This window comes from Paracoccus maritimus, assembly GCF_025195095.1.
Classification (GTDB): Bacteria; Pseudomonadota; Alphaproteobacteria; order Rhodobacterales; family Rhodobacteraceae; genus Paracoccus; species Paracoccus maritimus.
Window position 1 is genome coordinate 35,802 of sequence record NZ_JANAVZ010000011.1, and the last position, 13,919, is coordinate 49,720.

A 13,919-nucleotide genomic window follows, 5' to 3' on the forward strand; every position below is an offset into this window, starting at 1 on the left:
TCATCAGCGATCTTCTTGAGCGTGTCGTTGTTCCAGCGTCCGGCTGTGATGAGGCGCACGATCATGATCTTCCGGCCGCTGTCGTCGCGTATCGCCAGCAGTTTCCGGCCTGCATCCGTCGCAAGGTAGGGTTCGCCCTTCGGGTCGATGGCAAACACCGTGTCGTTCTTCCAGACGAGAAAATCCGGATAGAAGTTTCGGGTCTTTCCACGGTCGAGAAGCGGGATCGAGAAGCCGCCCGGTGAGGGATTCCGCGCCCAGTCATGCCCGGTCTTGTCGAGAGCATGGGCGACGGCTTCCTCGTCCGGATTAAGGTCGCTGTAGCCGTCGTGGATCGCGTTGTTGAAGTGAACCAGCTTCTCGGTGCGGACAAGCACCGGCCCAACCTCGTGCGGGTTGTCCTCTTCGCAGACCAGCCGCGTATGATCGAGATAGAGGCCGACCAGCTCGTCAGCCGCTCGCCGAAGCTCCTCCGCGGCCAGGCTGTTGATTTCAATCTGTGCGTCAAACTTCTGATCGGCCCAGTTGATGACGTTGGCCGTCTTGGGGTGCTGTGCCTGCAGCGCGCGCCGGAGAACGAAGCGCGCCAGGACAGGATTGGAGTGCGCGGTTGTCTCTTCCTCGATGACAGGTGCCAAACCTGAACCTATGGCCTGGATGGCGCGGACGTGCCTCCCCTCCCCCACTGTGTAAACGCGGTCGCTGCGATAGTCGCGCAGGGCGCCGATCGCCGAGGCGATCGGCTCGATGGCATCTTCGGAATCCGCATGAACCGAAGGAAGCGTCTTCGCCTTCTTCGGCTCCAAGCGTGTACTCGAACGGCCGCCCTTGCCGACATAGGTGGTGAGCTTGGTTTCAGGAGCGTCGGCGGCGAGCTTCGCCTGAACCAGCTTGAGGATTTCGGTGAAGGCCTGCCGGTCGTCCATGCGGACGAAAAACTCGGCCGTGTTTAGGTCAGGGTCGCCGTAGTGCTGCGCACCAGGCTGGCGCAGCACGCGCCCGATCACCTGTTCGATCTGGACGTTCGACCCCATGCTCTTGTCGATGTAGGCAAAGCCGCACTCCGGATCGTCCCAGCCTTCCTGCAGGGTCAGGTTGAAGATGATGTGCCGGTAGTTGCCCTCCTTGAAGAGGGCGTAGTCTTCATCTCCGCCGCTAAACAGCGCGAAGTCGTCGGGGCGGGGGTACTTCTTGTCGAACTTGAGGTCGCAGTAGACGGCGATCTCGGCGGGATCGATTCCGGTCGTTTCCGTGAGGTAGCGCCCAGAAGGTCGTCGGGACTTTCCCCTGCCGCACGTCCTCAAGATACTTTTTCATGCCAAAGGTGCCCTGCCCGCCGTCGCGCCAGTGCGCGGCAGGCCAGCATCCTTTGTCGCGTATCCGTTCGGCCTCCGTGCGGGCCGCTGCGAGAACCTTATTATCCGGGGAGAACTTTGCTTCGCCTGGCAGGGGCGCATCTTTAATGACCAGGGCGGGCGGGTTGCCGTCTTTCAGGTCGCGCTCGACATACTTCGATCCCCAGGCCGCCAGCCAGGACTTGATGTTCTTGCGCTCCGAACTCCAATGCCGTCCGGGTGTCGGATAGTGCAGCTCACCAGTGAACGGGCTTTGCACGGCATAGATCATGCCCTTGTGCGTCGTCGATCCTGGTGCTGTCAGGTCGCCTGGCTTCCACAGCCGCGGATCGCCGTCCGGTGATCTGTATCGGGCGTTCATTTCGTCGGTGCGCGGCAGAGGGTTGGTCTGCGACTGCGGCTCGTTCTTGGCATAGACCAGCACATATTCGGTGGCGGTCGAGACGTGGCCCCGATCATTGCGCGGTGAGTAGGACTTCTGCCAGTTTAGGACAGCGAGACGGTTTTCCTCGCCGAAAATGCCGTCCAGCAGCAGGCCGAGGCGAAACAGCTCCCGCTGGTCGATGCAGATGGCGAGGACACCGCTCGGCCGCAGCATTTCGCGCATCATCCAGATGCGCGGCTCGATGAAACGCAGCCATTTGCTGTGCTTGGAGCCGTCTTCCTCGGCCACGAGCTTGCCAAGATCGGGGTCGTTCGGGTCTTCGTCCCATTTGTCGTTGTACCGGAAATCGCGCCCGGTGTTGTAGGGCGGATCGGTCAGCACAAAATCGACCTGGCCGCGATATTTGTAGAGGCTGACCATCGCCTGCAGGTTCTCGCCTTCGACGATGAGATTGCAATCCTGATCGGCTTCGTCACCGACGCAAAGTTCCGCCTCGATCTTCTGACGGCGCGGCCGGACACGGCGGGCGATCCGCCAAGGCGGCGTCTGCCCCTTGTAGGTCAGACGGATTCCGCCGCGCTCGCTTTCATCCCGTTCTTCCAGATGCGCGATAAGCTGTTCGCGCGTCAGGCGTGTGTAATCCATAGCGAGCAATTTCCGCATTTATGGGCGATTCGGCGTTCTGTCAACCTGCCATGTTCACGGTAAGTTCTCAACCGGTGTGCCTCAAGATTTCGTTGTCAGCGCCGGAAAAACCGGCGCTTTACGGGAGCGATCAGACGAGGCGGGGCTGTTCGTTCTGTGGCGGCAGGCTGGCTCTCGTCGGCAGGTGCCGGATGGAGTCGCCCGTTTCACGGTCGGCCAGAACCAGCTCGTGTTGCGCCTGCAGGTTCAGCCAGAACTGCGGGTCGGTGCCGAACCAGTGCCCGAAACGTAGGGCAGTGTCGCCGGTGATACTGCGCTTGCCGGTGATGATCTGGCTGACACGGTTTGGCGGCACGTCGATCTGGCGGGCGAACTCGGTCGGCGTGACGCCCAGCTCGTCCAGCTCGTCCTTCAAGATTTCGCCGGGATGTACGGCTCTCATAAACATGGCATGGCCTCCTTTCATCGGTGGTAGTCCACGATCTCAACATTGCCTGGTCCGGGCTGCCCGTGCGGCCAATCGAAGCATATGCGCCACTGCTGGTTGATCCGGATCGAGTACTGCCCTGCCCTGTCGCCTTTCAGGGCCTCAAGCCGGTTGCCCGGTAAGGCCCGCAGGGTATCGAGGGACGGGGCGGCATTCAGGATCGCCAGCCGCCGCGCGGCCTGGCTCTCAAAACCCTGAAACGCCTTGACGAACTCACCGCTGGCGAACGCTTCCGTCTTTTTGTCTCGATAACTCAGGATCATATTACTATCAGTATAAGGGATTTGACGCTGTACGTCAAGCGTCAAATCCCCATCTCCGCAAATCCGAATCCTGAACCATCAATCCGCCCGCTATAACGGTATAGCCGCGGTTGCGCAGTTCCTCGTAGACCCGAATCAGCGTTAGGCCGCAAGCCCCCGCGTCTGATAGCGCTTCCAAGATAGATCTATGGTATCATGAAATCAGCGTTTCATGGATCTGTAAGCTTCCCACATCGCCATGAAGAACTGAGACTTCGCGCCCTTTGAGAAGCCGAACTCCTCCCCTGCCCTTGCACTGAATGCGTCGAAGACCTCCGGTGGTACCATGACCTGGAGCGGCTTCTTCTTGCCCTCTGCAGGGCGCGGATCGGCCTCGATGACGCTTGGCGCTTTCTCACGCGACGGCGGAGCGCCCTTTTTCAAGAGTGATGTGTTGGCCATTACGCAACCTCCTTCGCCGCGGTCAGTGCGGCCAAGCGGTCGATGATCGACTGCGCCAGCCTTTCGGCCTTCTCGTTTAGCGTTCGGTGCGGCGTCTCCGTGATGACCTTTCCAGCATCGTGCGCGATGCCATACGCGGTCGAGACAGGCACAAACCCGTCAAGCGTCGTGTAGTCGGTCTGCTCAAGGTATGTCCGCGCAGCATTCATCTCAGCATCGCTGTTCGTCGTCTTCACAAGAGCGAACGCGATCTTGCCAGGGCTGATCCCTGCATCCGCAAGGCCGTGTGCGAGTTTCACGGCAGGCCGCAAATCATCTTTCGTCTGTCCTGTCGGGATGACGACCAGATCAGCTGCCTTGGCGATGTCCAGCGTTTGCTGGGATGAGTGCGGACGGCCGTCGAGGATGTAGGCGTCGAAGCGAGGCGCTTCGGCCAAGGCCGTCTTGATGTTGCCGAAGGGCTGTACCTGAATTTCTGGCTCGATCTTCGCCTCGGCGCGATCAGCCGCCCACTCGGTGCATGTTGTTTGTTGGGTGTCTAGGTCTGCGATCTTGACCGCGAAGCCGTCCTTGGCGAGTTCGCGCGCAAAGAGACGTGCCAGAGTCGACTTCCCTGCCCCGCCTTTCTGCGAGACCATTCCGATGATGTAGCTCATGATTTACCTGCTCGATTTGATTATGCATTTTACATGTTACCATGAAATCATGCTTCTCAATAGCCGGACATCATGACACCATGACGCGCCGTTATCATGAAGTCATGGAAAAATGATAGCGCGGAACCATGAAATCATGGACGCCCCCTCTTCTCGTACCAACTCTTGCAGAACTTCACGAAGTGACGGGGAGGGTGTTTAGGCTCGATCTCGTTCTCGCCCAGCCATGACCGCCATTCCCGCTCCAGCATGTGTGTGTCCCAGCCAGGAGCGGCCGACTTGGCTTCAATGTGTGCATCCCCGTCAAGGTGGCCTTCCCATGCTTCCGCGCCGGAGCTGGCAAGCATGGAGCCACGATTGCGGAACGTCACCATATCGGTCTCAGCATCGAAGGTAACGCTGTAGTCTGGCAGGTGGTCGTAGTCGGCCAGATCACGGATCATCTGACGAAACCGCTTCATAGGACTCTGCGAACCCGTCTTTTTGAGAAGGGTAGGGAGGCCGATCCGCCACTCATCCTGATAGCCGCAATGCTTGCGGGCGATCTCGTACACCCGCCGCTCAATAGGCTTCCGCAGCCGAAAATAGTCCTTGTGGAGCGTCAAGACTTCTTGAGAGCGGATCGCGTTGAACACCCAATCCGAGAGCTTCACCTCGCACCAGAGCAGCCGCCCGTCGAGGCCGTGCTTGCGACGGATCGAAGCCGTGTCGATCAGGCCGAAGGTGTCGTACTGCTCTTCGTCGGAAGTCTTGATGTTCGTGCTAATACGCGTGCCTGCAAGGCGGTCGATGGCTTCGACCAGGGCTGTGTAGTCTTTTCCCGCCGTCCCACGGTTCGTGAAGACCAGGAGATCGCGTGAGTTGATCCTCACCCGTGGCGACACTTCCTCGTTCTTCTTGAGCTTCGCCATGATCTGAGAAATGCAGTAGATGAGAATGTCCTTGTCGTAGATCGTCGCTAAGCCTTTGACGCTGGGCGTTATTTCGATCCAATTTCCGTTATGCTCATAGCGTCGTACGTTCGTCTCGGGCTTCTTCGACAGCGAGTAAAAGGGGTGCTCCATGTGCGCCATCATGTCCTTGAGGATCGCGTCGGCCACGTCGCAGATGAACAGGTCATGCTGCGGATGCCTCTCAGGCAGGAGTGGAGCAGGGAGCTTTGTCGCCTCATCGGAAGCATCAAGATTCGGGGTTTTAGTGTCCATGCCCTGACTTTCGGGGTTTTAGTGTCCGTCTGTCAAGGTTCGGGGTTTTAGTTACCCATAAAAGATTCGGGGCTTTAAGTACCAAGATTCGGGGTTTTAGTTACCGAAATTCGGGGTTTTAGTTACCGATAGGTCCCGTAAGCGTCTGATTCCAATTAGCTAAAAGGCCATAAGTCCTCGCGTAACACAGACTCTAACACCTATTAACACCCGCCGCCTGTGGATAACTTGCGCCAGCGGCGCTTCCGGCCCCGGCATCATGCTGAGAAGACCAGGCTCAGACCGACCGTCAGCACGACCGCCAGACCGGCGGCGCCGGCCCAGATGACGGGCACCTTTCGCCGCCACGCGCTGGCGGACGCCAGCTCCTGCCGCAGCTTGTCGAGGCCCTCGCGTTCCGCCTGTTCCAGCTGCCTCAGTCGATGGGCCGTGTCGTTGTGCTGTCGATAAAGCCCGTCGATGGCGTTCTGGAGCTTCCGGAACAGCGGGTCGAGATTGGCGTCCAGTGCCTCGACCATCTGACCGGCATAGGTTTTGGCGTCCGTCTGTTTTGCGGCGCGGCGGGCCGCATCGCGTGTGTCGGCCAGCGCCTCCGTCATCATCACGATGAGCCGTTCCTGTTCGTCGATCTTCTCGCCCTGCCTGTCGATTCGCGCCGACATGCTGGCCACGACCTGGCCCAGGAGATCGAGGGTTTCGCGCAGGGCGGCGTCGGAAAGGGCAGGGGAGACGGGATGTCGATCGGGCATGGACACGGGTTCTCCTGTCAGGCGGGTTGCGGCGTAAAGAGATTTTCGAACTCGGGATCGGCGTAGTAGCGCAGCTTTTCGGCCAGCATGACCGGCTGGCCCTGCACGCGCAGCAGCTGGAGATGGGCCGGCATCTGCATGATCTCGTCGGGCGTCAGCAGGTCGCGGGCAAGCGGCGCGGTGGTCAGCGAGGCCGGTTCGCCCGGCTGATGGCTTTCCGACTGCCCATAGGCGGTTTCCCTGCCGATGCTCTCGCTCAGCCATTTCGCGGTGTCGAGATCGTTGACCCCGAAGACCTGCTGCACGGCCGCATTGGCGAGGAACGTGCCGGCGCGGGCGCCATAGAGATCCCGGAGCTGGCTCAGGTCTTGCAGGATCGGCCAGAGTTGAATGCCGTAACCGGCCATCAGCCCCATGCCGCGTTCCACCGCCTCCAGCCGGCCAAGCGCCGCGAACTCGTCCAGCAGGAAGAGGGCAGGGGCCGGGACCGCCCGCGCGGCGTCCCTGCGCCGTTCCGGCGGCTCTGCGGCCTCCTGAGCCTCCTTGGGGTCCTGCAGCGCCTCTGTGGCGCTCCCAGGACCGTTCAGGGCGCCTGCGGGCGTGTCAGCGGCGCCGTGGGCCTCTCCGGGGCGCTCCGCGGCCCGGGCGATGTCCTGGAGGGCCTGGGACAGCATCAGGCGCAGCCAGCGGCTATAGGCATCCAGCCGGTTCGGCGGCAGGACGAGAAAGATCGAGGTCACCCCCCGGCGCAGATCGGCAAAATCCACCTCCGAACGGGCCATCGCCGCGACGATGCGCGGGCTGTCGAGGAAACGGGTGTGGCGCTGCGCGTTCGACATGACCGAGGCGGCCTCGCGCCCGGCCTTGCCGGCGAAGCGGTTGGCGGCGCGGGCGATCAGCCCGCCGGCCGCGTCGCTCTCCTGCATCAGCTCCAGCAGCGCCGCCCATTTCTCGGGTGGCAGCGACAGGTAATCCCGCACGGAGGCCAGCGTCCGGCGCTCCGGGGACTCGTGGCAGGCACAGAACAGGATCAGCCCGGCGAGGAGCGATTTCGCCTCCTCGTTCCAATGCGCGTCATGGACCTGTCCGGGCGGGTCCATGACCAGCGCCTCGGAGAGGGTCGCGGCCTCGTCGCCGAGATCGGGATCACCGGGATCGAGCCCCGCCATCGGGTTGCAGGCGGCGGATGGCATTCCGGTAACGCCGAAGGGATCGAGGACATGGACCGGGCCGAAGCGCTCCCGCGCTTTTGCCGCGATGCGGGCATTCTCGCCCTTGGGGTCGATCACCAGCACCGGGCGGTTCGCGGTCAGCAGGTTGGGGATGATGGTGCCCACCCCTTTCCCTGCACGGGTCGGTGCCAGGGTCAGCAGATGGGCGGGACCGTCATAGCGCAACAGCCGGCCGGTCTCCGGATCGCGACCGATCAGCAGCCCGTCGCCCTGCCGGAAAGCGGCGCGTTCCGCCTTCGAGCTGAAACGGGCGGAGCCGTGGCTGTTGCCGCGCCGGGCGAAGAGGTGATCGAAGCCGTGGAGATAGGCCCAGAAACGTACCGCCAGCGCCCAGAAGGCCAGCTGCACGACGAGGAATCCCAGCCGACCCACCGCGGAGGTCGGATCGGTCACCACCGCTTCCCCGAGGATCAGGGCCCGGACCAGCATGAAGGTGACGATCGCCGCGCCCGAGGCCAGCAGCAGCAGGACCGCCAGCTGGAAGAGCAGCCAGGGCACCGCGATCGCCATCGCGGCCGACCCGGCGAGGAACCGGAACAGCCGGCCAATGACCCGGCTCATCCGGTCGTACCCGCGTCAGCATCCCCGACAGCCGGGGCAGGGGAGGCAGAGCCCTCCGCGTTCTCCTCACCCGATCCTGCCGCATCGCGTTCCGCGCTCCAGCCTTCGAAGGCTTTCCGGTCCTGGTCGCGGGGCAGGTTGCGGATCAGCCGGTCGAGCATCCGGGCGGCGGCATCGTCGCGCCCCGCGAGATCGATCAGCGCCCCGCCGAGGATGACCTTGCGGCGGGTATCGAGCTTGCGCTGTTTTGCGGATTCCCGGTTCTTCAGCGCCTGCAACCTTGCCTTGGCCTGGGCATAACGCTTCTCGGCGCGTTCGAGCTCGGTTTCCGCCATGGGAATGATCTCCGTGATAAAATGAGCCAAGTTGAAACGGTGCTTGCCAGCACAACCGGTAGCGCGTACCCGTAGGCCTCTAAAGGACAAGGGCGCACTTATGCAAACTCTCAACCTGAGGTTTCGAGATTTGCGTGCGATCTCCCCGGGGCAAAGCCCCGGCCGATGGCGAACCCCGTCGATGCGACGCGCATCGAGATGGAACGGCGCGCCGCCCCTTCCAAACCATCCCGGGCCAACATGGGCTGTTGGATTGCCCGCCGGCGCGCAGGGCCTCTTCCGCCTCGACTGGCCCTTTGCGGGCGGTCTGGCGTCAGAGTCGGCGCGCCGGATGCCACGGATCTCGTGGGGCCATGGTGGCCCCGATCCGCGCCAGGCACGCAAGCTGCGCGCCGCCTGTGCCATGCGCCGGCCTGCCGCCAGTTATGGGGCAGGGCAGGCGGTGGCGCGGTACAGGAGAGCCTGGCACTCGACGGTCCTGCTGACCGTCTCGGCCGGGCTATCTTTTCCGCTCCCTGCCCAGCCTTCCGGGGGGCGGCAGGGAACGGAAAAGATCGGCGTCCCCGATCATCCTCTGCCGCGCATTTTGGCGGGCAGATGGACGGCAGGGGAACGCCGACGGTCGTCACCGGAGGAGGGCGCGGCATGGCCAGCTACCATCTCTCGGTAAAGACCGTGAAGCGGTCGGCCGGCCGCTCGGCGACAGCGGCCGCGGCCTATCGCTCCGGCTCTGTCATTGTCTGCCACCGGGAGGGGCGCGTGCATGACTATTCCGCCAAGGGCGGCGTGGCGGAGACCTTCATCGTCGTGCCGGAGGATTCGCCGGTCTGGGCGCAGGACCGGGCCGCGCTGTGGAATGCCGCCGAGGCGCGCGAGACCCGCCGCAATTCCGTCACCGCCCGCGAATGGGAGCTGGCCCTGCCGGTCGAGATATCCGATGCCGACCGCTCGGCGATCGCCCGCGACTTCGCGCAGGCCCTGGTCGATCGCTACGGCGTGGCGGCCGATGTGGCGATCCATGCGCCGCATCGCGAGGGCGACCAGCGCAACCACCATGCCCATGTGCTGACCACCACGCGGGCGCTTGGCGCCGGGGGGCTGGGCGCCAAGACCCGCATTCTCGATGCCGCGCAGACTGGCGGCGCGGAGATCGAGGAAATGCGGGCGCTCTGGGGCCAACTGCAGAACCGGGCGTTGGAGCGCGCCGGCGTGGGAGAGCGGGTCGATCATCGCTCGCTGGAGGCGCAGCGCGCCGTGGCGCTGGAGCAGGGCGATGCGCTGGCGGCCGAGACACTGGACCGGGCGCCAGAAGTGAAGCTGGGGCCGGCGGCCAACGCGATGGAGCGCCGCGAGATGCGCGCGGCCGCGGCCGAGGGCCGGGATTACGTGCCGGTGACGGAACGGGGGGCGAAGGTGCACGCCGCCCGCCAGGCGCGGGCGCTCTTCGCCGAAATGCGGGAGCGGTTGGAGATCGCGCGCGACGCCTACGGGATCGCCCGTGAGCAGGGCGAGGGGCGGGTCAGTGCCGGGCTGGCCGCGCTCAGGGCCGCCGTGGGGAAGGACGGGGTCGGTGAGGAGCTGGGGGAGGGTAGCGATGCCGGCGACTTGCGCGACAGGCTGGCGGAGATCATCGGGAAAGGTGCACGGGATGGGCGCACGCAATCACAGAAGGGGGTCAATGAGCGGCTGGCCGATCTGCTCGGGAAAGAGCAGGAGGCGCGTGAACAGTCCGATGTTGGCGAGGAGCGCGGCAAGGAACGGAGTCGAAGCATTGGGCTGGAGCGCGATGATGGGCTCGAGTTGTAAAAGCGCACCAAGGCGGGCTAATAACCTGCGCGACAACGTCACGGCTCAGCGGAGCGTGTTCGAGTTCTCCGAATAGAGGTGGTCATGCAGTGCACATGGGAGATTGATCAAGCTGACATTGATAGTGTGAAGAAAATTCTCAAAAAGCATGACGCGAACCCTTTTGTACAGGATAGGCCCAACAGGCCCGAACGTGCATATATGGACATTTGAAGGAACATATAGCGAACGAACTGACTGTTGACCGTGTGGTCCGAAGTCGGGAGGCTGCTTCTGGCATGGTTGGGGGTTGGCGAGTTGGAACGGTCATTTGTCGAGGTTTGGAGCCTGCCCTTCGATGACGTGGGATTGATCGAGGGTGTCAATCGTTCTGGCCGTGTATGGTTTGCGTTTCAGCTGAGCTTTTTCCGGGAGCGGTCGCGCTTTCCGTGCCGGTCGGGCGATGTCCCGGCCGATGTTGTGCAATACCTTTGCGAACAACTGGGAATCGCAGCCCCAGACGAACGGGATTTCGAGTACGGTCATGTGACCGCGCGCAGGCACCGGGCGGCAATCTTGCGACATTTGGGTATTCGTCGCGCCACGGATCGGGACCGGCAGGCGTTGCGGGGCGAACTGGCCGAGATGTTTCAGGGGGCTTTCTGGAAGATCGAGAACCAGGTCGAACTCGGGTATCGCAAGAGCCGCGCGCGGGGATATTTCGTGCCGTCGGACAAGATCATGGAGCGGTTGGTGCGCGGGGCTCGGCACGATGCCGTTGAAAACCTTCTTGCGAGGATTGCCGAGACTGTCCGGAATTCTGTGCCCCGGCGCGTTGGATTACGCCATTGGGAAGCGGTCCTCGAACATGATGGCGAGCTGGCTTTTCACTGCGTGCCACTCGCGCACCGAGCGCTTCCACTCCTGAGAAGTAGCATTCAGGGCCAGATAGATCAATTTCGCCGCCGCTTCGTCGCTGGGGAAATGCCCCCGTGTGCGGACGGCCCGGCGGATCTTCGAATTCAGCGCCTCTACGGGGCGCTGTTGCACAAATCGGGGCCTGAGCGGAGTTCCCCTTTCCCCGGACGGACTTATCCTACGGGCACAGTGACAGGAATTCCGAGGGCGGTGTAGCCGTTGAGTACGGCGATGCGAACCTGGAGTTCCGCGACCTGGCGGTCGAAGTCGCGCGCCATCAAGGATTGGCCGAGCAGCTTGATGCAGTTCATCTTTGCCTCGACACGGCTTCGGCGATGGTAGCCGCTCCATCGTCGCCAAAGGGCCGGGCCCAGGTGCTTCGTGGCGCGCAGGGCGTCATTGCGTGCGATGGCACCCGGGCTCGTGGGCTTCCAGGGCTTGGCATTCTTGCGTGGTGGAATGACAGCAGCGGCGTCTCTAGCGGCGATTGCCTCGTGGCATTTGCGGGTGTCATAGGCGCCGTCGGCAGTCACGGAACCGATCTGTTCCTCTGCCGGGATCTGATCGAGCAGGTCAGGCAGGATGGGTGCGTCACCGATGTTGCTGCCGGTGATCTCGACGGCCCGCACCTCCAGCGTTTCCTCATCAATGCCGATATGTATCTTGCGCCAGATACGTCGTTTGGGGCCGCCGTGCTTGCGGGCGTTCCACTCGCCTTCACCCTCGGCCTTGATGCCGGTGCTGTCGATCAGGAGGTTCAGCGGACCCGTGCCGCCGCGATAGGGGATGTTTACGTTCAGCGTCCGCTGGCGACGGCACAGGGTGCTGAAGTCCGGTACGGTCCAGTCCATCCCGATCAGCCGAAGAAGGCTCTGCATGAAGCCTGTGAACCGCCCCGGGTTTGCCGGAGGCTCCAACTCTTGAGTAGGATAGAGCATCATGAGCAAGACCACGAACAAGTTTTCCCCCGAAGTGCGTGAGCGCGCCGTGCGGATGGTTCTCGACAACGAGGGGCAGCACGGATCTCGCTGGCAGGCGATCACGTCGATCGCAGCAAAGATCGGCTGCTCGGCGAACACGCTGAACGACTGGGTCAAGAAGGCTGAGATCGACAGCGGCAAGCGTTCAGGCGTTCCCAGCGAGATGGCCGAGAGAATGAAGGCGCTGGAGCGGGAGAACCGCGAACTGCGTCAGGCCAACGAGATACTTCGGAAGGCGTCGGCGTATTTTGCGATGGCGAAGCTCGACCGCCGGTCGAAGTGATGGTGGATTTCATTGAGGCGCATCGTGATGCGCATGGGGTCGAGCCGATCTGCAGGGTGCTGCCGATCGCCCCCTCCACCTACTATGATCATCTTGCGAAGCGGGCCAATCCGGCCCGCTTGTCGGACCGTGCCCGTCGTGATGCCGCCCTGCGGCCCGAGATCGAACGCGTCTGGGAGGAGAACTACAAGGTCTACGGCGTCCGTAAGGTCTGGCGGCAGCTTTTCCGGGAAGGCTTCGTTGCCGCGCGTTGCACGGTGGCACGGCTCATGCGGGACATGGACATCCAGGGCATCATCCGCGGCAAACCGCATCGGACAACGATCCCCGACAAGAAGGCCCCGTGTCCTCTGGACAAGGTGAACCGCGAGTTCCGCGTCCCGGCTCCCAACATGCTCTGGGTCAGCGACTTCACCTATGTCGCCACCTGGAAGGGGTTCGTATATGTCGCTTTCGTCATCGACGCCTATGCGCGCAAGATCGTCGGCTGGCGCGCCAGCACCTCGGCGCAGACTGGTTTTGTCTTGGATGCACTGGAGCAGGCAGTCCATGACCGAAGGCCGACAAAGGCCATGGGGCTGGTCCATCATAGCGATCGCGGCTCGCAATATCTGTCCATTCGCTACACCGAAAGGCTGGGCGAAGCCGGCATCGAACCATCGGTCGGCAGTGTTGGCGACAGCTATGACAATGCCTTGGCCGAAACGATCAACGGCCTCTACAAGGCCGAAGTCATTCATCGTCGCGGCCCATGGCGCAGCTTCGAGGCCGTCGAATATGCCACCCTCGAATGGGTCGACTGGTTCAACAACCGCCGCCTGCTCGAGCCCATCGGGAATATCCCACCAGCCGAGGCAGAAGCCAACTTCTACGCAGCTCTGGAAACTGAAGAGATGGCCGCGTAACTAACGACAATCAGCCTCCGGCAAACCCGGGGCGGTTCACTGTCGTCTGTCTCAGCGGCATGCCGAACAGCACCTTCATGGTCAGGCAGGTCTGGATCGCGGCATCACTGAAACTCGGCTGCCGCCCACGTTTTCCGGTTGGAGGCGGCTTCCACACCATTTCGGGATCGAACCAGATCGTCAGCGATCCTCGTTGCTTCAACGCTTCGTTATAGGTCGACCAGTTCGTGGTCTTGTACTTCGTGGGGGCCCAACTGCTCATTCCCTCGAGCTATCATGCTGGATTCACGCAGTGAATCCCCCAACCGATTTCTGCAACAAGGCCCCATGCACCTGAAACACATTCTTCGCCAGATCGAGCCCGACCGTGATAATCTCCAACATGACCGCTCCCCTTGTGGATCGTTGCAGACCCACCTTGGCACATCAGATGCCTTTGGGTGGCGGTCACATCATCAACGCCCATCAGACCAGCCGACAAACACGATTGCTACCAATTATCTCGTATCGTGTAGGTTTTATAGTCAATTAACATGGAGATCTTATGAAATTTACTGCCTTTCGGGCAGTGCTCAACAGAAAGAAATCTTCTCAGTACCAATAAAACGGCAATTGGCAACCCGTCTATAGTATCCGATATTTGCGACGCAAGAGTATCTGAATTGATACTATCCTCCTTAAGCATGAGAATTTTTTTATTATTCTGGTCGGGGGAGATATTATTGAGTAAATAT

At 62.1% G+C, this 13,919-nt stretch carries 11 protein-coding genes, 4 pseudogenes and 1 other annotated feature; of the genes and pseudogenes, 3 read left to right on the forward strand and 12 right to left on the reverse strand.

The genetic code is table 11. The annotated features are described in order from the left end of the window. Positions 1-1,155: 1,155 nt before the first annotated feature. The 9 genes from MU516_RS16285 to MU516_RS16325 form a co-directional block, all read right to left on the reverse strand. Complete coding sequence (locus MU516_RS16285) at positions 1,156-2,385, reverse strand: site-specific DNA-methyltransferase (protein WP_260278330.1); 1,230 nt, start codon at positions 2,383-2,385, stop codon at positions 1,156-1,158. A gap of 130 nt (positions 2,386-2,515) precedes the next feature. Further along, positions 2,516-2,833, reverse strand: coding sequence for a HigA family addiction module antitoxin (locus tag MU516_RS16290; protein WP_260278331.1), 318 nt, complete (start codon positions 2,831-2,833; stop codon positions 2,516-2,518). Positions 2,834-2,847: 14 nt separating this feature from the next. After that, positions 2,848-3,135, reverse strand: a complete 288-nt coding sequence (locus MU516_RS16295) for a type II toxin-antitoxin system RelE/ParE family toxin (RefSeq protein WP_260278332.1) — start codon at positions 3,133-3,135, stop codon at positions 2,848-2,850. Between the two features lie 201 nt (positions 3,136-3,336). Beyond that, positions 3,337-3,576, reverse strand: coding sequence for a hypothetical protein (locus MU516_RS16300; protein ID WP_260278333.1), 240 nt, complete (start codon positions 3,574-3,576; stop codon positions 3,337-3,339). Then, positions 3,576-4,232 (reverse strand): ParA family protein, encoded by a 657-nt coding sequence (locus MU516_RS16305; RefSeq protein ID WP_260278334.1) that lies wholly within the window; start codon positions 4,230-4,232, stop codon positions 3,576-3,578. The genes MU516_RS16300 and MU516_RS16305 overlap by 1 nt, the downstream gene beginning before the upstream one ends. Before the next feature lie 134 nt (positions 4,233-4,366). Then, positions 4,367-5,437 carry a replication initiator protein A gene (locus tag MU516_RS16310; RefSeq protein WP_260278335.1) on the reverse strand — a complete coding sequence of 357 codons (1,071 nt, stop codon included), beginning with the start codon at positions 5,435-5,437 and terminating at the stop codon, positions 4,367-4,369. A 257-nt stretch (positions 5,438-5,694) separates the two neighbouring features. Beyond that, positions 5,695-6,192, reverse strand: a complete 498-nt coding sequence (locus tag MU516_RS16315; RefSeq protein WP_260278336.1) for a hypothetical protein — start codon at positions 6,190-6,192, stop codon at positions 5,695-5,697. Positions 6,193-6,203: 11 nt separating this feature from the next. After that, positions 6,204-7,979 carry a type IV secretory system conjugative DNA transfer family protein gene (locus MU516_RS16320; protein WP_260278337.1) on the reverse strand — a complete coding sequence of 592 codons (1,776 nt, stop codon included), beginning with the start codon at positions 7,977-7,979 and terminating at the stop codon, positions 6,204-6,206. Further along, positions 7,976-8,314 carry a mobilization protein gene (locus tag MU516_RS16325; protein WP_260278310.1) on the reverse strand — a complete coding sequence of 113 codons (339 nt, stop codon included), beginning with the start codon at positions 8,312-8,314 and terminating at the stop codon, positions 7,976-7,978. Before MU516_RS16325 ends, MU516_RS16320 begins: the two co-directional genes overlap by 4 nt. A 645-nt stretch (positions 8,315-8,959) precedes the next feature. Here MU516_RS16325 and mobQ point away from each other — a divergent pair. Continuing rightward, positions 8,960-10,120, forward strand: a complete 1,161-nt coding sequence (gene mobQ, locus MU516_RS16330; protein ID WP_260278338.1) for a MobQ family relaxase — start codon at positions 8,960-8,962, stop codon at positions 10,118-10,120. Positions 10,121-10,462: 342 nt separating this feature from the next. Next, a pseudogene (locus MU516_RS19505) lies at positions 10,463-10,687 on the forward strand (DUF4158 domain-containing protein); the annotation flags it as partial. Between the two features lie 252 nt (positions 10,688-10,939). Here MU516_RS19505 and MU516_RS16340 read toward each other — a convergent pair. Together MU516_RS16340 and MU516_RS16345 are read right to left on the reverse strand one after the other, a co-directional pair. Then, a pseudogene (locus MU516_RS16340) lies at positions 10,940-11,134 on the reverse strand (transposase); the annotation flags it as partial. 56 nt (positions 11,135-11,190) lie between these two features. Beyond that, positions 11,191-11,904 (reverse strand): annotated as a pseudogene (locus tag MU516_RS16345) (IS5 family transposase); the annotation flags it as partial. A 52-nt stretch (positions 11,905-11,956) separates the two neighbouring features. Between MU516_RS16345 and MU516_RS16350 the strand changes: the two are divergent. Then, positions 11,957-13,185 (forward strand): IS3 family transposase gene (locus MU516_RS16350; protein ID WP_260278340.1). Its coding sequence is split into 2 segments (ribosomal slippage): positions 11,957-12,245 and positions 12,245-13,185, totalling 1,230 coding nucleotides; the frame shifts between segments, so codons are not numbered across the junction. Continuing rightward, positions 12,238-12,354, forward strand: a sequence feature (AL1L pseudoknot). Its footprint overlaps the gene before it by 117 nt. A 40-nt stretch (positions 13,186-13,225) precedes the next feature. On the opposite strand, the pseudogene MU516_RS16355 reads toward MU516_RS16350, so the two are convergent. Beyond that, a pseudogene (locus MU516_RS16355) lies at positions 13,226-13,447 on the reverse strand (transposase); the annotation flags it as partial. Positions 13,448-13,919: the final 472 nt, after the last annotated feature.